The organism is Winogradskyella sp., assembly GCF_028289625.1.
Lineage (GTDB): Bacteria > Bacteroidota > Bacteroidia > Flavobacteriales > Flavobacteriaceae > Winogradskyella.
Genome location: NZ_JANQOM010000070.1, coordinates 1 through 17,546 on the forward strand (window position 1 = coordinate 1; position 17,546 = coordinate 17,546).

18 protein-coding genes are annotated in these 17,546 nt (G+C 34.2%); 7 read left to right on the plus strand and 11 right to left on the minus strand.

Annotation, left to right across the window (positions count from 1 at the left end; all coding sequences use genetic code 11):
- Positions 1-171: 171 nt before the first annotated feature.
- The 10 genes from Q0992_RS13885 to rsgA all read right to left on the minus strand — a co-directional run bounded on the left by Q0992_RS13885 (position 172) and on the right by rsgA (position 11,348).
- The gene (locus Q0992_RS13885) at positions 172-1,227 is read right to left on the minus strand and encodes a T9SS type A sorting domain-containing protein (RefSeq protein ID WP_299525613.1); all 1,056 of its coding nucleotides are present in this window, start codon (positions 1,225-1,227) and stop codon (positions 172-174) included.
- A 68-nt stretch (positions 1,228-1,295) separates the two neighbouring features.
- Positions 1,296-2,336 (minus strand): 23S rRNA (adenine(2503)-C(2))-methyltransferase RlmN, encoded by a 1,041-nt coding sequence (gene rlmN, locus Q0992_RS13890; protein ID WP_299525616.1) that lies wholly within the window; start codon positions 2,334-2,336, stop codon positions 1,296-1,298.
- Between the two features lie 100 nt (positions 2,337-2,436).
- A complete protein-coding gene (gene queA / locus Q0992_RS13895) occupies positions 2,437-3,486 on the minus strand; it encodes a tRNA preQ1(34) S-adenosylmethionine ribosyltransferase-isomerase QueA (protein WP_299525619.1) in 1,050 nt (349 codons plus the stop codon).
- 71 nt (positions 3,487-3,557) lie between these two features.
- Entirely contained in the window at positions 3,558-4,784 is a 1,227-nt protein-coding gene (locus Q0992_RS13900; RefSeq protein WP_299525621.1) for a 3-phosphoshikimate 1-carboxyvinyltransferase, read from the minus strand.
- 29 nt (positions 4,785-4,813) lie between these two features.
- Positions 4,814-5,140 (minus strand): nucleotide pyrophosphohydrolase, encoded by a 327-nt coding sequence (locus Q0992_RS13905; RefSeq protein WP_299525623.1) that lies wholly within the window; start codon positions 5,138-5,140, stop codon positions 4,814-4,816.
- Between the two features lies 1 nt (position 5,141).
- Positions 5,142-7,163, minus strand: a complete 2,022-nt coding sequence (locus Q0992_RS13910) for a transglutaminase domain-containing protein (RefSeq protein ID WP_299525626.1) — start codon at positions 7,161-7,163, stop codon at positions 5,142-5,144.
- 21 nt (positions 7,164-7,184) lie between these two features.
- Entirely contained in the window at positions 7,185-9,089 is a 1,905-nt protein-coding gene (locus Q0992_RS13915) for a DUF3857 domain-containing protein (RefSeq protein WP_299525629.1), read from the minus strand.
- A gap of 137 nt (positions 9,090-9,226) precedes the next feature.
- The gene (dtd, locus tag Q0992_RS13920) at positions 9,227-9,679 is read right to left on the minus strand and encodes a D-aminoacyl-tRNA deacylase (RefSeq protein ID WP_299525632.1); all 453 of its coding nucleotides are present in this window, start codon (positions 9,677-9,679) and stop codon (positions 9,227-9,229) included.
- 14 nt (positions 9,680-9,693) lie between these two features.
- A complete protein-coding gene (locus tag Q0992_RS13925) occupies positions 9,694-10,356 on the minus strand; it encodes a hypothetical protein (RefSeq protein WP_299525635.1) in 663 nt (220 codons plus the stop codon).
- Positions 10,357-10,403: 47 nt separating this feature from the next.
- Positions 10,404-11,348: a ribosome small subunit-dependent GTPase A gene (gene rsgA / locus Q0992_RS13930; RefSeq protein WP_299525638.1), complete on the minus strand. Its 945-nt coding sequence runs from the start codon at positions 11,346-11,348 to the stop codon at positions 10,404-10,406.
- Positions 11,349-11,430: 82 nt separating this feature from the next.
- Between rsgA and Q0992_RS13935 the strand changes: the two genes are divergently transcribed.
- The 7 genes from Q0992_RS13935 to Q0992_RS13965 all read left to right on the plus strand — a co-directional run bounded on the left by Q0992_RS13935 (position 11,431) and on the right by Q0992_RS13965 (position 16,418).
- Complete coding sequence (locus tag Q0992_RS13935) at positions 11,431-11,919, plus strand: hypothetical protein (RefSeq protein WP_299525641.1); 489 nt, start codon at positions 11,431-11,433, stop codon at positions 11,917-11,919.
- A 198-nt stretch (positions 11,920-12,117) separates the two neighbouring features.
- Positions 12,118-12,756 carry a DUF6515 family protein gene (locus tag Q0992_RS13940; protein ID WP_299525644.1) on the plus strand — a complete coding sequence of 213 codons (639 nt, stop codon included), beginning with the start codon at positions 12,118-12,120 and terminating at the stop codon, positions 12,754-12,756.
- 36 nt (positions 12,757-12,792) lie between these two features.
- Positions 12,793-13,521 (plus strand): hypothetical protein, encoded by a 729-nt coding sequence (locus Q0992_RS13945; protein ID WP_299525647.1) that lies wholly within the window; start codon positions 12,793-12,795, stop codon positions 13,519-13,521.
- 199 nt (positions 13,522-13,720) lie between these two features.
- Positions 13,721-14,023, plus strand: coding sequence for a hypothetical protein (locus Q0992_RS13950; protein WP_299525650.1), 303 nt, complete (start codon positions 13,721-13,723; stop codon positions 14,021-14,023).
- A gap of 10 nt (positions 14,024-14,033) precedes the next feature.
- Positions 14,034-15,101 (plus strand): sensor histidine kinase, encoded by a 1,068-nt coding sequence (locus Q0992_RS13955; protein WP_299525653.1) that lies wholly within the window; start codon positions 14,034-14,036, stop codon positions 15,099-15,101.
- Between the two features lie 6 nt (positions 15,102-15,107).
- Complete coding sequence (locus tag Q0992_RS13960; protein ID WP_299525656.1) at positions 15,108-15,869, plus strand: LytTR family DNA-binding domain-containing protein; 762 nt, start codon at positions 15,108-15,110, stop codon at positions 15,867-15,869.
- Between the two features lie 123 nt (positions 15,870-15,992).
- Entirely contained in the window at positions 15,993-16,418 is a 426-nt protein-coding gene (locus Q0992_RS13965) for a hypothetical protein (RefSeq protein ID WP_299525659.1), read from the plus strand.
- Positions 16,419-16,446: 28 nt separating this feature from the next.
- Here the strand turns inward: Q0992_RS13965 and Q0992_RS13970 are convergent, their stop codons facing one another.
- Positions 16,447-17,529 carry a bifunctional 3-deoxy-7-phosphoheptulonate synthase/chorismate mutase type II gene (locus Q0992_RS13970; protein ID WP_299525662.1) on the minus strand — a complete coding sequence of 361 codons (1,083 nt, stop codon included), beginning with the start codon at positions 17,527-17,529 and terminating at the stop codon, positions 16,447-16,449.
- Between the last annotated feature and the right edge of the window lie 17 nt (positions 17,530-17,546).

Consider the following 17,546-nt stretch of genomic DNA (forward strand, 5'->3'; position numbering starts at 1 on the left):
TTTTAGACACCCTTTGAATTACCCTGCTCTTTCTAATCAGGAATTATAAGTTTTGGAAAATATTACAATAGAATAACTTACCAAAATATTTAAAATACAATTATAAAAAAGAGAGGTTTTATTAATCAAAACCTCTCTTTTTATGTGCGCTAATTCTTAAATTAACTCTTCTTAATTCTTAATAAACTTTCTAGTTTCTGTTCTTCTATCTTCAGAGCTTATAGACATAATATAAATTCCAGGACTTAGACTAGAAGTGTCAATGTCATTGGTTTGGCTAAAGTTTGCACTTTTAGTCATAACCACCTGGCCTAAATTGTTAGTTATTGAGAGGTTACTAATAGATATATCTGTTTTAAGCGTTATAACATCATCTGCTGGATTAGGATATAAAGAGATTGTAGACGCTTCTAATTGAACATCATCTACACTTAATAATTGATCTGTATCAGAAGCTCTAGATGTGTAATCGTCAATTATATAATTTGTTGCAGTTGTATTACCACCAGTACCAAAGCTTAGAAAATTTGCTTCTAATGGCGCCATTCCTGGGATAATATTTGCTCCAACGGTAAAAGTAGCATTAACGTTCATAAAATCCGTTTTCCATCTTATCTCTCCCGTAATGGTGTCATAAGCACAACCTGCAGTAACCCATGTATTTGCAGGCAATATTAAATCCGTATTACCAGCTCCTAAGTTAAATCCAAAAAGTCCTATAGTCCCACCATTATTTAAAGTTGCTAAACCTGATAATTCGTTAGTTGCAGGATCGAATTGAATTGCTGCAAGTGTAGCGCCTGCACCAGCATTGTCACCAAAGATAAGACCTCTTAAAGGAGCTGCACTAGTGGTAGAGCCCGTGAAAAAAGAAAACTCTAACTCCACTATATCATTCCCTGAAGTTCTAGAAGCCCAAGCGGTTTGTATAGATTTAAATAAAAAACGTACGCCAGCATCACCATCAGGAGATGTTATTTGTGCGCCTTGAGTACCATTATTTCCAGAAGCAACAACTTGAAAATTTGAATCAGCAGCGTTAGTTGATGTTGAAGGAGGATTGCCATTATTTCCAAAAGTAAGGAAACCGCCTTGACCAGGAGTCATTCCCGTAAGGTCTGTTCCAAAGTTACCAATTGTTAGGGCATCAAAATTATCTGAATCTAAGACTTGGGAGAAGCCTATTAATGGTAAAATAAATAATAAAGAAAGTAATTTTGTTCGCATAATTTTAGTTTTAAATTTATTTCTTAAATATATGGTTTTTCTTACTTAATCACAGAATTTTCAAAAATTTAACTCTTATTTGCTAATTGCCCACAAGCCGCATCTATGTCTTTTCCTCTACTTCTCCTAACAGTTACTGTAATATTATTGGCTTCAAGGATGTTGACGTACATATCTAAAGCCTTAGAATCTGCTTGCTGAAACTCCCCATCATCAATGGGATTGTACTCTATAAGATTGACTTTACTTGGTGCAAATTTGCAAAATTCAACTAATGCATTTACATCTTTTCGTTGGTCATTAATCCCATCCCAAACCACATATTCATAGGTAATTCTGTTTTTTGTTTTAGTATACCAATACTGTAAGGCTTCCCGCAAATCGCTTAATGGAAAAGTTGCGTTAAACGGCATTATGGACGTCCTTACCTCATCAATCGCAGAATGTAATGACACCGCTAGCTTAAACTTTACATTATCGTCCGCCATTTTTTTAATCATTTTTGGCACACCAGAAGTTGAAACTACAATGCGTTTTGGTGACATCCCTAAACCTTCGGGTGAGGTAATTTTGTCGATGGCTTTGAGTACATTTTTATAGTTCATAAGTGGCTCGCCCATGCCCATAAATACAATATTGCTCAAAGGTCTCCCATAATATAACCTACTTTCATTATCTATGGCAACTACTTGATCGTATATCTCATCTGGATTGAGATTGCGCATACGTTTTAATCTTGCCGTAGCACAAAATTTGCAATCCAAACTACAACCCACTTGCGAAGACACACACGCCGTGGTACGTGTAGGTGTGGGAATCAAAACCGACTCAACTATTAAATCATCGTGCAATCTTACAGCATTTTTGATAGTACCATCGGCACTGCGTTGCATCTGATCGACCTTTATGTGATTGATTACAAAATGGTCTTTGAGCATATCGCGTGTTTGTAAAGATATGTTGGTCATATCCTCAAAACTGTGTGCAGATTTTTGCCATAACCATTCGTAAACCTGATTTCCTCTAAAGGCTTTATCCCCTTGCTTTACAAAGAATGCTCTCAATTGATCCTTAGTTAATGCACGTATGTCTTTCTTTTTGACTTCCATTTGATACAAAAATACTTAAATGAAATATAATCCACTGAGAATGAAAAAGCCTCTGAACTTTATCTTATTCAGAGGCTTTGATATGTTTTTGAATTCCGGCTTAGATAATAAGCATAGCATCTCCATAAGAATAGAATCTGTACTTCTCTTTTACGGCTTCTTCATAAGCGTGCTTTACAAAATCGTGTCCTGCAAATGCCGAAATCATCATTAATAGTGTTGATTTTGGTGTGTGGAAATTAGTAATCATACTATTGGCAATACTAAAATCATAAGGTGGAAAAATGAACTTGTTCGTCCAACCTTCAAAAGGATTTAATCGTCCATTGGAAGACACCGAACTTTCTATAGTACGCATAGACGTTGTACCTACAGCACAGACGCGTTTTTTGCTATCTATACCTCTATTTACAATATCTGCTGCACGTTCGGTAATTACGATTTCTTCACTATCCATTTTGTGCTTTGACAAATCCTCAACCTCTACTGGGTTAAAGGTTCCTAAGCCTACATGAAGTGTTACTTCGGCCATATCAACACCCTTAATCTCCAATCGCTTTAGTAAGTGCTTAGAAAAATGTAATCCTGCTGTTGGTGCAGCTACAGCACCTTCATTTTTAGCAAATATGGTTTGATAACGCTCTTCATCTTCTGGCTCTACGGCACGCTTTATATATTTTGGCAGTGGAGTTTCGCCAAGCTCGGTCAGTTTTCTTCTAAAATCATTATACGATCCATCATATAAAAATCGTAAGGTACGACCTCTAGAAGTTGTATTGTCAATAACTTCTGCCACTAAGGTTTCGTCATCTCCAAAGTATAATTTATTTCCAATTCTAATCTTACGCGCTGGATCTACCAAAACATCCCAAAGACGCTGATCCTGGTTTAATTCGCGAAGCAAAAACACCTCAATACGTGCACCTGTCTTTTCCTTATTACCATAAAGTCTTGCAGGAAAAACTTTGGTGTTATTTAAAATCATCACATCGCCTTCATCAAAATAATCAATAACATCCTTAAACAATTTGTGTTCAATGGTTTGATTAGCTCTATCCAAAACCATTAGTCGAGATTCATCTCTGTGTTCTGCTGGATGCTCTGCTAATAATTCTTCTGGGAGGTTAAAATTGAAGTGCGATAATTTCATATTAGGTGGTTTATTTTTTTGAAGTTGCAAATATACAATCTCAAAATAGGCCTTGTCAAGTAATTAAAGGTTTATTTTAAACGGAATCCAATTGTTCTTAAATCTTCCCAAAATTGAGGATAGGATTTACTCACGACATCAGCATCTTGAATCTTTAAAGACGTTTTTAATCCTAATGGAGCAAAGGCCATCGCCATTCTATGGTCATTATAAGTTGCAATTGAAATATCGCTTTCAATCGAATTTGATGGATGAAGATACAAGGTCGCATCAGTAATGGTAACTTCTGCCCCAAGTTTTTCCAACTCAGTTTTTAGCGCCACCAACCGATCAGTCTCTTTAATTTTTAAGGTATGTAAACCTGTTAAATAACATTCTGACCCTAGACCAAAAGCTGTTACCGCAATGGTTTGTGCAATATCTGGAGCATCACTTAAGTCTAAATGTATTGGTGAAGGATGATGAGTGATGAGTGATTTCTTTATTCGAATAGAATGTCTATCAAAGCTTGTTTCTACACCAAATTCTCGATATACCTCTGCCAAAACCGAATCGCCCTGAAGTGAATCTTCCTTATAAGCGCTTAATGTAATTTCGGTATTCAACTCACTTAAAGCAACAATACTATAAAAGTAGGATGCTGAAGACCAATCAGACTCCACAACTATGGTCTTAGATTCAGGCGTTTTAGAAAAAGGTTTTATTGAAATAACATTATCCTTAAAACTTGTTTCTATTCCTAGTCTTTCTAAAAGACGTAACGTCATTGTAATGTAAGGTACAGAAGTAATCTTTCCATCTAGAGTAAGTTTTAACCCATTATGTAATCTTGATGCAATTAATAATAAGGCAGAAATATATTGGCTACTCACGTTGGCCTTGAGCGTTACTTCGAAATTAGTGAGTTTTTTTCCTTTGATTCGTAATGGTGGAAACCCTTCGTTTTCTAAATATTGAATATCAGCTCCTAAATCCCTTAAGGCGTCTACAAGAATTTTTATCGGTCGTTCCCTCATTCTAGAAGAACCTGCTAACACGACTTCCCTACCTTCCTGAATAGAGAAATATGCTGTTAAAAAACGCATAGCTGTACCTGCGTGATGAATGTCAATAAGCTCCTCCTTAGAAGCCAAGGCCTTTTGCATAAGTTGGGAGTCATCAGACTTGGATACATTGTCTATACTTAGGTGTGGGTACAAAGCCTTAAGCAATAGCAATCTATTTGACTCACTTTTTGACCCTGTAATAGTCAGTGACGATTTGCGATTAATCGTTGATTGGAGAATATGAATATCCACGAACTTCTGATATTAATTAAGTAGCAAATCTACTTTAATTTATCATTATTATGGTGTCTATCGTGGTCGCGTTTCGCTTTTTTATTCATTTTTTTATCAAAGGCCTCTTGTAAGTCTATGCCTGTTTGATTTGCCAAGCAAAGCACTACAAATACGACATCAGCTAATTCCTCTCCTAAATCTTTATTCTTATCACTTTCTTTTTCGCTTTGTTCACCATAACGTCGTGCAATAATTCTTGCCACTTCTCCCACTTCTTCCGTAAGTTGCGCCATATTGGTAAGTTCATTAAAGTACCTGACCCCATGTGCTTTTATCCAATCATCGACATCTTTCTGTGCATATTTTATATTCATCTTATGCTTTTTTAAGTACTATTTGTTCAGATTGTTTTTCTACTACTTTATTGAAAAATTGTTTAAACACAGAATAGTCATTTGGTTTAATTAAAGAGTTCCCCAAATTTAATTCAATGCTTAACTGTAAAAAACTACCATTTTGCTTAATGATGTATTTAAATTTCGATTCACCTCCATTAAACTCAAATATCTCGCTTTTTGGTAATGATTCCACTGCGTAACCTTCTGGCAACATAATATTTACTAAATAACTATCTTTAAATGGAAATGCAAAATCAATTGGGTACTCTCTTGTTTCTAACTTAAATGGATTTTCGTCCATCGTAAAGAATAATAATGGGGAAAAATAGAGATTTCCACCAACTTCATCGATAGCATCAGAGGCTTCATAGTCATAAGAAATCTTAATAGGCTTTGTGATATCCATATCATTTTCAAACTCTAAATTGGATATTTCTATATCCCCTTTACCGTTTTCTAATCGCTTTATATGATCTTCGGTTGACAAATTACTATGGCTTTTTCTATAACTCAATGCTAAATGATCTGTAATACTTTGTCTTATTTTGCCTTCAATAGAAAAGTCTTCATTGATTTTAATGTTTAATGAGGTGGTTTCACTCGATTGTTTAGTTGGTCTTAGTGACACCCAAGAAGAGTACCCATCGTCTTTTAAAACTCGACCTTGCCAATTTAAAGTTCGTGACGGCAGTACATTAATCATACTATAAGGCTCAGTAGCATCTAGCAGAACATAGCCTTGATCACTTTCTACCATACATATAACATAATTGAATCCCTTTCGAGTTGGGAAAACAGGAATACCATTATCTCTAGTACTTACCAGTACTGGACTAGCACTAATACCTTGCGATCTCATCATGGCAATAAGTAATAAATTGATGTCCGCAACATTGCCTTCGCCTTCATTATAGGCCTTTTTTGTCCCTTTCATAGCCGTATATCCATAGAACCCATTCCATTTCACCTTTGACTTTACGAAAGATTGAAGTAATAACGCTTTTTGAAAATCATCATTACCCATGGCCACAACTTCTTGAATATCGTTCTTAAAAAAGTTAGAACGACTTAATTGATCGCCAAAATCTGAATCTGCTAAGATAGATTTACAGACCTTGTTCCAGTCTGTGGAAAACGATTTTTCGATTCCTCCATAGCTATTAAGAATAGCCGAAAGTTCTAAAGTTAATTTTGCTCTGTAATTATCTAAACTTCCTGCATAAGCTTCAACTTTAAGAGCCGGAATATCTACTTCATTGGCCGATAAAACATTCTCTTTATAATCAAAAGATCTTTGGCTATATCCCTTACTGCCTGATGTTAGGTTACTCGCCGCAGCTTGGTTTGTAGCAGTATATTTTCCTTTAGATTCTGAAGTTGAAGTTTTTATATTAGGATAGTAAAAAGCCTTAGGATTCACTTTTGTATCATAGACATAGTATTCTGGCGTTTTTATTTCTAAATCAAATTTATTGATTGGAATATTATATTGAAAAACCACATCATCAATTACTAAAAAGGGTGACACAATCTTATAACTATATTCAATCACCGAACCTTCTTTTATATTAGGCATCGTAATGGTGTTAATCTCAGTGAATTCGTTATAATCTTCCTCAAAAATGCCCTCCTTTTTCAGTTTTTCTTTTTCAATCTTACCATCGGTCAAATTATACGTGTAGCCTTTTAATTTTAACAACTTCTCCTTGTTACCACCACTTCCTTCATAAAGATAAATCTTCTCGGTTGCCAAATCAAACCCTTGCTTGTTATATATTTTTATGCGCTCATGGATTTCTCGATGCTGCATGAATCCGTCATCATCCGTATAAATAAAGTAAATATATTCTTTTCTGTATATCACAGCAGCATTTGCAGTAGAATCTTTAGGGTGTACCTTTTGCTGTAATTCCGCTTTGGAAACATTTCCAAATTTGATGTTTTGCGCATTACTAACAAAGAATAATAGCGACAAAGCGATAGTTATTAAATATTTCATTGGATTTGAGTTTGATGGTTATTAATTGGATTTTACAAGTACAATTTTTGTTTTATCATACTTTACGATAGACTTCATGAAGTCCCTGAATACCTTATAATCTGATTTTGTATAATTTCCTTTGTTTAAAACATACGTTCTTGTGTACTTAATTTTATTATCCTCAATTTTTTCTAATTTATACATGTAAGATCCAAACTCTGTATTTAGGGTTTCGCCTTCTCCCATGGCTTCTATCTTAAGTGAACTTGGAAAAGTTATTATAAACTCGTCTGTATCCTTAAACGATCGATCTATTTTAAAATCTAATTGTCGATCAGAATATCTTTGAGGTATTTTAGTAACTCTATTAAAAATATTGGGCTGTAGTATTAACCTAGGCCCACTTTTAGAGGCATAATTCTCTGTAGACAACTTTACTTTTTCATTAAAAACAATAGCGTCTTTGTCATTCTCTATATCTATAGCTTCAATGGATAAATTATTGATATGACTCCAATAGTCCTTGTAATACATTTGTTGATCTCTTGTAGTTTCATTCTGAATGCCTTCGTGCAAATGATATTGGTAACCTGTGGTAGAGATAGATACGTCTGCAGAAAAACTACCAGTCTCATCTAAATCTACGGTCGCATAAGTATTTTGAACACTATCATCGGCATTATAAGTCTTAGTATGGACTATTTCACCTCCGTCTGGCTTAACCAATAGTACAGCTCTGTCATCCGTAAAACCAGCAGTAAATCCAAATGGATTACTTTGACTAGTACACTCTAAAAAAATATTTTCATCTTCAGTTGGTATGCATAAGATGACATGATTACCTTCTGTAACAGAAAAACTAGAATCTAGGCTCTTTATGTCATCACTACCATATACTACTGTATAATAAGACGGCACATCCACCACCTCTAATAAAGCTTTAGTGTAGTTTGAAAGACCTTTGCAATCACCATAACCTAAACGATCTACTTCCTCGGCGGCTATTGGTTTCCAGCCACCAATACCTATCTGAACACTTATATATCGTGTCTTATCTTGTAGATAATTGTAGACTATCTTAGCACGCTCAATTTTATCATCAACACCATTAGTGAGCGCTTTTACCTCGTCAATAACATCTTGTGGTAAGTCATCTGTACCTACTAAAAGCTTATCGTGCATCCATTTTCCAAAATCTTGCCAATTGTTGTTAATCCCTGGCACACCTTCCATATTAAAACTAGTCAAAGCAACTTTAAGTAATGGCGTAATCTCTGATAAAGATGGACTGAAGGTCTCATATTTTATACCTGGTGTATTTTTAATCTGATAATAATCTTCAGTATTCTCCTCAATATTAAAATGTCTTGGGCTAAGCTTTTTTCTAATCTCAATATCAGAATTATTAATGATTTTATATTCTGAATATTGCACACCTAAATAATAACCGCTAATGGGTCGCCATTGTGGCACAAAGGCAGTACTTCTATACTTCACTTCAGACACAAACTCAATGGTGTAAGGATAATCGATAGGCTTGTATTCATAAAACTTTACACGACTATCAGAATATAAAGTCCCACCACTTACAGCACTTTGATCTGAGAACTCGTTTTTCTTTATTCTTTTTATTTGGTTACCTAACTTGTTGTATATTTTTATCTCAAGGTCTTTAATATTGGTGTTTTCATCATAGAACTCAACAGCATTAATATGCTTATCTCCATACTTATTGTAAACAGTTACGATACGTTTAGTAAAAACGACCATATCATTAAAATCATTAATTTCAATAACCTGGCTATCATATCGGACTACAGCATTAGCATTAATCTTTAATTCTACAGGCACAGTTAATGCGATATAAGCATCCTCAGATTGTGAAGAACCAAAAAAGCAAATGAATATTAATGCTACAAACTGGAAAATTTTTATGCTACGCATACAGCGGATTGATTTATAGAAGACACAAGATAAAGCGCAAATCTATTTTATAAGATGACAATTATCATAAACACCACTAAAGCTGCTGATTTTTAGACAATTGGTGATTTTTAAGGTTCTAATCGCACTTAACACGATTACATTCTATCTTTTGAATCTATAATTATGGTTACTGGTCCATCATTGATTAGATGAACTTTCATATCTGCGCCAAATTGCCCTGTTTTAATGGATTTTCCTAATTCTAATTGTAGTTTTTCTATGAAGGTTTTATAAAGAGGAATAGCGATATCTGGCTTAGCCGCTTTTATATAGCTTGGTCGATTTCCTTTTTTTGTACTAGCATGCAATGTGAATTGACTGACTAAAACAATATCGCCATTTGAATCGAGTATTGATCTATTCATCACATTATTTTCATCAGGAAAAATACGCAGGTTAACAATCTTTTTGCATAGCCAATCTATATCTTCTTGAGTATCATCATCTACTATACCTAAAAGCACTAAAACACCTCTATCAATGGATGCAACTAATTCAGAATTTATGGTAACGGATGCTTCAGAAACACGTTGTAAAACAATTTTCATAACCCGTAACTAAACTATAAAGTATTAGAAAAATTAACAATTTTGATTAAATGTTCTTTACTTTTTAGGCTTAGATTTTCACTTTCAATAAAAAAATTAATTTCATCAAATTTATTTCCAAAGATTTTGCAGAATGCTTTTTTTCTGGATGGTATCTTATGGACCTTATTATTAACTAAAAGTAGAAGAGTATCTTCTTTCCTTTTAAAATCCGCCACCAAATCCTGAGTAAATTCATCGCTAGGGGCTTTATTAATTTCTAAGACAACTCTTTGCTTTGTTAAAAGGGCATTCTTCCCTTTATTATGTAACAAAAAAAATCCTTTCCTTTTTTCGTATGACAATACCTTGTATTGGTGTCCCAATTCTTCAAATTCAACAATTCTCCCTATAGTTTTTTTTAAATTATAAACTTGTCCTTGATAATTTAATTCCATCTCGTCCTTGTGCAAATTATAAATAAGATGAAATTTGCTCTGATAACCTTCTATTTTAGCTATTTGCGATTCACTGGTCAAATACATTTTATGCTTTATATTCTCAAAAGTGGCTGTCCCAGCATTTATATCCGCAATTTTCTTAACAAATAGCTGATCAATATATTGATTATGGTTTTGTGATAGAATTTTTAATGGGAATAGTGATAGAACTAACAAAAAGGACAATGTTTTTTTCATAATTAATTTACTTATATAAGACTTAGAATTTTATCTTTTGGGCATACCTAATCCCAATTATCTGTTCTGTAATGCTCGTCTTCTCCTTCTAAAATTTGAAGATAGCTACGATACCTCGAATACGAAATCTCATCATTTTCGAGTGCCAACTTTACTGCACATTTGGGCTCTTTTAGATGCAAACAATTATTGAATTTACAATATTGCTTAAGCGCAAAAAATTCAGGAAAATAATCACCAACTTCTTCTTTTTCCATATCCACAACACCAAAACCTTTAATACCTGGTGTGTCAATGATTTTAGCATTGAAACTTAAATCGAACATCTCTGCAAAAGTAGTGGTATGCTGTCCCTGCATGTGCTGTTCTGAAATGGTTTTAGTCTTAAGGTTTAGCGACGGTTCTATAATATTAACCAAAGTCGATTTCCCAACACCTGAGTGCCCAGAAAACATGCTCACCTTATCCATCATTAATGCTTTTACTTTATCAATATTTTGACCCGTCTTTGCTGAAATTTCAATACACTCGTACCCTATCTTTCTATACATATTCGACAAATATTTAACTTCAAGTAAGGCCTCTGTATCATACGTGTCAATTTTGTTGAACAACAATATTGTCTTGACTGAATACGCTTCAGCAGTTACCAAAAAGCGGTCGATGAAACTTGTAAATGTAGGCGGATTATCTATGGTAATCAAAAGAAAAACCTGATCAATATTAGCGGCTATAATATGGGTTTGTTTCGAAAGGTTTACGGATTTCCTAACGATATAGTTAGTGCGCTCTTCAATACGATTAATAACTCCTGTTTCCTTGTTATTTTTGGTTTCTAACTCAAACTGAACCTTATCGCCTACAGCAATAGGGTTAGTACTTTTTATGCCCTGCAATCTAAACTTTCCCTTTATTCTACACTCATAAAACTTACCGTTCATTGTTTTAACGGTATACCAACTTCCAGTAGATTTATAAACAGTTCCTATCATTAAGCCAATCAATAACAACAAAGTAACAACATTTAGCTAAAAAAGTCTTTACTTTATAAGCATAAAACAAAAATCAACAATCATGAAAAAAAATTTTTTATTTCTCTTAGCATTTGCTGCAGGATTAATTTCATTTTCGTTTATAAACAAGAAGGACTCTAATGACGAAAAACCAATTGCTCAGGTAGAGTACAAAGTTATTACTAGTGTAGAATCGATTGTACCAAATGGACTAGGGCGATCTAGATTAATTTCCTCTAACGCAAATAGGGATTATAGTGAATTTACTTCTGAACAAACTGAAGAGGACAACACTCGAAACAAATCTAAAAGAAAAGACATAAGAGTCAAGGATTTTGAAGAAACCAAACTTCTTAATTTCTTTAATCTTGGAGGTATTAGATTTCAAAACATTGTAGCTAATGATGCCATTATTACATCTAAACTAACTGCTATGAGTGAGGAAGGTTGGGAACTTGCTTTTGTGAGTAGCTCATCTGAAAGCGATGCGGGTAAAGGTGACAATCAAGGAATTTTTGTTACCAGATATATTTTTAAAAGAAGTCGGTAAATTAATAGAACATCCTAACTAAAAGGCTCGCATTGGCGAGCCTTTTTTATTTCCTAAATTATTTCAAACTCCACAATAGACATTTCACTGGGTGTTTTGGTCGCTTCACTTATTTAGCAACACTTATAACCTATTTATCAAAATAACTTTGTAGGAGAATTTTAAAACAAGTGTAACCACATTAAAAATTTATTAATCATGAAAACAGTAAAACACACATTAGGAATAAGTCTACTTATTATTTCATTTTTATTTTCTACTGAAATGAACGGGCAAAAACGGAACGGCACAAAAAACAAAAGCGTAAAAACTGAACGTATCAGCACAAAAGACAGAGTGAACACTAATCGTAACAGGTACGATGATAGATACAGTACACAATCCATTAGAAGAAACCCAAATTACAGGTATCCAAGACATAGACGTGTTATAAGAACATTACCAAGACATCATGTAAGAATCGTCTATAGAGGATTACCATATTTCTATTATTCAGGTATTTACTATACGCAATATGGTGACCAATACATAGTTGTAATGCCACCTGTAGGGTTTAGAATTACGGTGTTACCTGTCGGCCACGTAAGAATTGTTATGGGCTCTTCTGTCTACTTCTATCACTCTGGCATCTATTACATAGAATCTCCCGAACCTGATGAAGATGAGGGAAAATATGAAGTAGCAAAACCACCAGTAGGAACTGTAGTCTCTAAAATACATGAAGATGCTGAAGAAGTTGTTCTCGATGGAAAAACCTATTACGAGTACAATGAGATTCTTTACAAAAAGACTATAGATTCTGACGAAAAGGTAACATACGAAGTCGTATATAATTAGAACTAATTATCAATTTTAAATAAAACTGCAAACACAATGAAAACATCACTAAAATTAGTATTGGTTCTGTTAGGTTTTGGCCTTACATCCAATGCTCAAAATGCTAAAGAAGCTGTACAAAACACAAAGCAAATCGTAGAAGGCAAAAAAATGCTAGAGCGCGATATTAAAGAACTCGGAGTCTTTAAAGCTCAGCTAGAATTATTGAACAGATCGTTTGAAACCAAGAATTCTGACGAGGTCAACCAATTAAAGGCTAATATAGTGGCCGATATGGTTAGGGAAGTTGAACAAAGCGGAGAAAAAGCTAAAAAAGCAAGAAGGGAGATAGCTCAAAGTTCAGCAGAGGTTCGATCGGACCGAAGAGAAATAAGACGCAACAGGGAAGATTCCGAAAGAGGACGATACGATAGAGACGATGACCGACGCGATATGGCTCGAGATCGAGTAAATAAAAGAGACGACAAAAGAGACCGACGAGACGATGTCAGGGATTTTGAACAGCAAATTGCTAGAGCTGATCGTCAAGCGGAAATCTTAAAAACGCTAAAGTCCTACAATTTCACATTTGATAATAGTGAAGATGCCCTAGCCAAAAAGCAACTCGTTTTAGATTTTGCCGGCTCAATGCAACAGGATATAGAGGCTACAAAACGAGAACTGGCAGAGGATAACAGAGAGCGCAATGAAGACCGAAGAGAGCGAAGAGATGATAGAAACGAACGTAATGAAAATGATATAAAGAAGAAACGTAGAGGCTGGTAGAACATAGACATTTTATTACGTAAAAACCTTTCACCCTATGGTGAGAGGTTTTTTTATGTCTTCAATCTAGTAGAAATTGCTTTACAATTCACAAAAGTCATTTCACGTTAGAATTAAGTCGTTTCACCTGTTTTTCAATGATTTGTAGCCCTTTCGAGAAGTAAATTTGTATAAGAAATAATACTAAAAATCAGAAATTATGAAAACCAAACTTTTTACAATCGTTAGCGGAATTATTATTTGCTTAATTACTTCTATCGGAGTCAATACAGAGTTAGATCTCTATGATAAAAGTTACAACACCGAAAAATCACAAGAGATGGCTTTCTGTGATGATTGTACATTAGACATTGATGAATGTAGTCTCGAATGTGAAATTGAACACTTAGAAAAGAAAATCTTTGGAAACATTGAAGATTTCGATGTCATTGACCCAAGCGATATTAAAGTCATAGAAGTTGAAGATGATATAGACTTACTAATAATCAATCAAAAGCACTAAATCATATATTTTGACTATTTTACCAATCTATAGCATTCAATCTTACAATTTGGCTTCGAAAGTAAAATATGTAAAACCGTCTACATTAGTCACAATAGCTTTATTAATCTCGTTTTTAATAAATCTACCTAGAACACTAGAACTATATGAAGTATTCGGTAATATTAGTAAGTCATTTGATCAGGTTTCGGTCAAAGATGTTTTAACGAGGCTGCTCTTTCTATTTGCTTATTCCTTTATTGGGCTTCAATTAAACACAAATTGGAGATATAGATTAAACTATAGCAAAATCACAAATGGCGTATTTACAGTATTGGCTAATATAGGACTGTTTTTCGGAGCAGTCTTCTCCTTTTTCTACAGTCATCAAATGATTACAGCAACGACATTGACCTCTTCTGGCAAAGGCATGTCTTACTTTGTGTATTTTACGATTCTAGTTATCGTTATTTTTATATCAAGAATATTGCGGTTTCAGGTTATCCATCGCGATGATTTGGCTGAAAAGGAATTACTAAAGCAACAAAGTCTACAGAATGAACTCACAGCCCTAAAAAATCAGATCAATCCTCATTTTTTGTTTAACGCTTTAAATTCTTTAAACACATTGGTAAGAGGTAACCAAGAAGCTACCACATTTGTTAATGAACTTTCATACATGTATCGCTACATCTTACAAAGTGGGCAGCAAGATTTAGTGACCCTAAATGAAGAACTTAAATTTTTGAACAGCTATATCTACCTAATAAAAACCAGATATCGTAACCGGTTTGTTTTGGACATTAACATCCCTGAAAATACCTTAAACAAGAATATCCCTTCGCTTGCTTTGCAACTCTTGGTCGAAAATGCCATAAAGCACAATGAAATCTCTGAGGAGAACCCATTGAAAGTAAGTATCTATCTTGAAAACCATACAATCGTCGTTAAAAATAAAATTAGATCAAGATCAACTTTAGTCCATAGTACTGGGCAAGGTCTTGAAAATATCAATAAGCGTTATAAATTATTAAAAGGCAATGAGATTATGATTACCAAACAGAATGAATTTTTCATTGTTAAATTACCTCTAATTTAAAGTCTTATGAAAGTAGTTATTGTAGAAGATGAAATTGCAGCATCAGAAAATCTTATCTATTTATTGAATGAAATTGACCCAACTATTGAAGTATTGAAAACACTTGATTCTGTAAAGTCTTCGGTTGCTTATTTTTCTGAAATGCAAGAGGCCGATTTAATTTTTATGGATATTCATTTAGCAGACGGCATTTCTTTTGAAATTTTTGAGCAAGTTACTATTACTACACCTATCATTTTCACGACGGCATACGATCAATATGCAATCCAAGCATTTAAGGTGAATAGTGTCAATTATTTATTAAAACCTCTTAACAAGGAAGAGATTTCGGAAGCCATAAACCAGTTCGTATCCGCAAAGCAGCCCTCAGGTTCTACTTTAAACAATATTGAGGCCTTAATGCAAATGTTAGACACAAAATCCGCCAATTATAAATCCACCTATTTAGTTCAAAAACGTGATGAGTTATTACCCTTAAAAACAAAAGACATTGCCTATTTCTTTATAGATTCTAGTATTGTAAAAGCAATAACTTTCAATAACCAATCTTACATCATAAATAAAAAGCTCGAGGATATTGAAACAGAATTAGACCCTAAATTATTCCTTCGCGTAAATCGCCAATTTATTCTAAATAAAGATTCCGTTATAAAAATCAAATATTACTTCAACGGTAAGTTAATTGTTATAACACAACCACCTTACCAAGAGCGCATTGTTGTGAGTAAAGCAAAATCGAACGAGGTTAAAAGTTGGATGAATTCTTAATCAGATTTGCTTTAGGTTGAGAAAAGGTTAATTCACTCAGTAATTAAGACGGTTCAGTTAATTGATTCCGAAATATAAGTGCATTCAGAATTACTTTTGGTATAGATTTAAAAACATAACATTATGAAAACTATTCAACTAATTTTTGTCCCAATTTTTGCATTAACATGCACTTCAGTTATTGGACAATCGCAAAAACAACTAGAAAGAGAAAAAAACAAAGTCGAAATATTCTCGGTCGAAGAACGGGCAAACTTACAATTACTGTTCTACGATAAAACTAAAGTAATGAACCTCACCGAAAAAGTTGAGGAAGAGTACTACAGATACCTTCTGCACTATGTGTATGATATGCACCGTCTTAATGACAGAGACAAAGATTACACCAAAGAAGAAATTAAGGAGGAACTTGAGAAACTGATTGTTAAAATGAACGCGAAAATAGAACCTATTTTAACAGAACAACAGTTTGAGGTGCACGTAAACAACTGGAATGATATGATGAAAGTGGTCTATTTTAAAAGTGATTGGGAATGGACCGAAAGTTGAAAAAAGGCTCGCCATGGCGAGCCTTTTTTTAGTGATTAATGATTTCCTCCTGATGATTAATCGATTCTTGATGTATCGCTTTAAACATACGTAGAATAAACTCTTCACTTAAGTTCTTTTCTTCGCCCTCCAATATCATCTTACCTAGAATTTCGTTATAACGTTTGTTTTGCAATACCGCCACATTATGTTTTTTCTTTAAGGCTCCGATGCCTTCTACGACTTGCATACGTTTTCCCAAAATTTCAATCAGTTGATGATCGATAACATCAATTTTAGTTCTTAAAGTATTTATATTGTTCTTAAACTCAGCGTCCTCACCTACTTCTTTTCTAATGCGCAAATCCTCGGTATATTTTATCAAAGTATCAGGTGTAATTTGTTGCGCGGCATCGCTCCAAGCATTATCGGGATCGTGATGGGTTTCTATCATTAATCCATCGTAATTTAAATCTAATGCCGTTTGACTTAAATCGAAAATAATATCGCGACGTCCAGCGATATGCGAAGGATCTAAGATTAAAGGCAAATCTGGAAAGCGATTCTGTAAATCCACGGCCAACTGCCATTCTGGGTTATTCCTGTAACGCGTTTTCTCATAAGTCGAAAACCCTCTGTGAATTACACCAAGATTTTTTACATCTGCTGTGTAAAAACGCTCTACAGCACCCAACCACAGGGATAAATCTGGATTAACAGGATTTTTAATTAATACAGGTTTGTCGGTGCCTCTTAGAGCATCAGCAATTTCCTGAACTATAAATGGACTTACCGTTGTTCGGGCACCAATCCAAAGAATATCCACATCGTGTTTTAAAGCTAACTCGACATGATTGGGGTTGGCAACTTCGGTGGTAATCATCATCCCAGTTTCTTCTTTTGCTTTTTGCATCCATTTTAAACCAAGTGCTCCTACACCTTCAAAATTTCCTGGACGTGTTCTTGGCTTCCAGATTCCAGCTCTAAAAACTGTCGCATCACTGTCTTTTAGTTGATGTGCAATATGAAGCACCTGTTGTTCAGTTTCTGCGCTACACGGCCCAGCAATAACCAAAGGGTGTTCTAAGTTAAATGCATCTAGCCAATTCCTCAATTGTTTTTTATTTTCCATAGGACTATTAATCTTCT

Excerpts from the sequence above, each read along its gene's own strand:
- Q0992_RS13885 (WP_299525613.1), bottom strand. The coding sequence starts at position 1,227 with ATGCGAACAAAATTACTTTCTTTATTATTTATTTTACCATTAATAGGC.
- rlmN (WP_299525616.1), bottom strand. The coding sequence starts at position 2,336 with ATGGAAGTCAAAAAGAAAGACATACGTGCATTAACTAAGGATCAATTG.
- queA (WP_299525619.1), bottom strand. The coding sequence starts at position 3,486 with ATGAAATTATCGCACTTCAATTTTAACCTCCCAGAAGAATTATTAGCA.
- Q0992_RS13905 (WP_299525623.1), bottom strand. The coding sequence starts at position 5,140 with ATGAATATAAAATATGCACAGAAAGATGTCGATGATTGGATAAAAGCA.
- Q0992_RS13910 (WP_299525626.1), bottom strand. The coding sequence starts at position 7,163 with ATGAAATATTTAATAACTATCGCTTTGTCGCTATTATTCTTTGTTAGT.
- Q0992_RS13915 (WP_299525629.1), bottom strand. The coding sequence starts at position 9,089 with ATGCGTAGCATAAAAATTTTCCAGTTTGTAGCATTAATATTCATTTGC.
- dtd (WP_299525632.1), bottom strand. The coding sequence starts at position 9,679 with ATGAAAATTGTTTTACAACGTGTTTCTGAAGCATCCGTTACCATAAAT.
- Q0992_RS13925 (WP_299525635.1), bottom strand. The coding sequence starts at position 10,356 with ATGAAAAAAACATTGTCCTTTTTGTTAGTTCTATCACTATTCCCATTA.
- rsgA (WP_299525638.1), bottom strand. The coding sequence starts at position 11,348 with ATGATAGGAACTGTTTATAAATCTACTGGAAGTTGGTATACCGTTAAA.
- Q0992_RS13935 (WP_299525641.1), top strand. The coding sequence starts at position 11,431 with ATGAAAAAAAATTTTTTATTTCTCTTAGCATTTGCTGCAGGATTAATT.
- Q0992_RS13940 (WP_299525644.1), top strand. The coding sequence starts at position 12,118 with ATGAAAACAGTAAAACACACATTAGGAATAAGTCTACTTATTATTTCA.
- Q0992_RS13945 (WP_299525647.1), top strand. The coding sequence starts at position 12,793 with ATGAAAACATCACTAAAATTAGTATTGGTTCTGTTAGGTTTTGGCCTT.
- Q0992_RS13950 (WP_299525650.1), top strand. The coding sequence starts at position 13,721 with ATGAAAACCAAACTTTTTACAATCGTTAGCGGAATTATTATTTGCTTA.
- Q0992_RS13960 (WP_299525656.1), top strand. The coding sequence starts at position 15,108 with ATGAAAGTAGTTATTGTAGAAGATGAAATTGCAGCATCAGAAAATCTT.
- Q0992_RS13965 (WP_299525659.1), top strand. The coding sequence starts at position 15,993 with ATGAAAACTATTCAACTAATTTTTGTCCCAATTTTTGCATTAACATGC.
- Q0992_RS13970 (WP_299525662.1), bottom strand. The coding sequence starts at position 17,529 with ATGGAAAATAAAAAACAATTGAGGAATTGGCTAGATGCATTTAACTTA.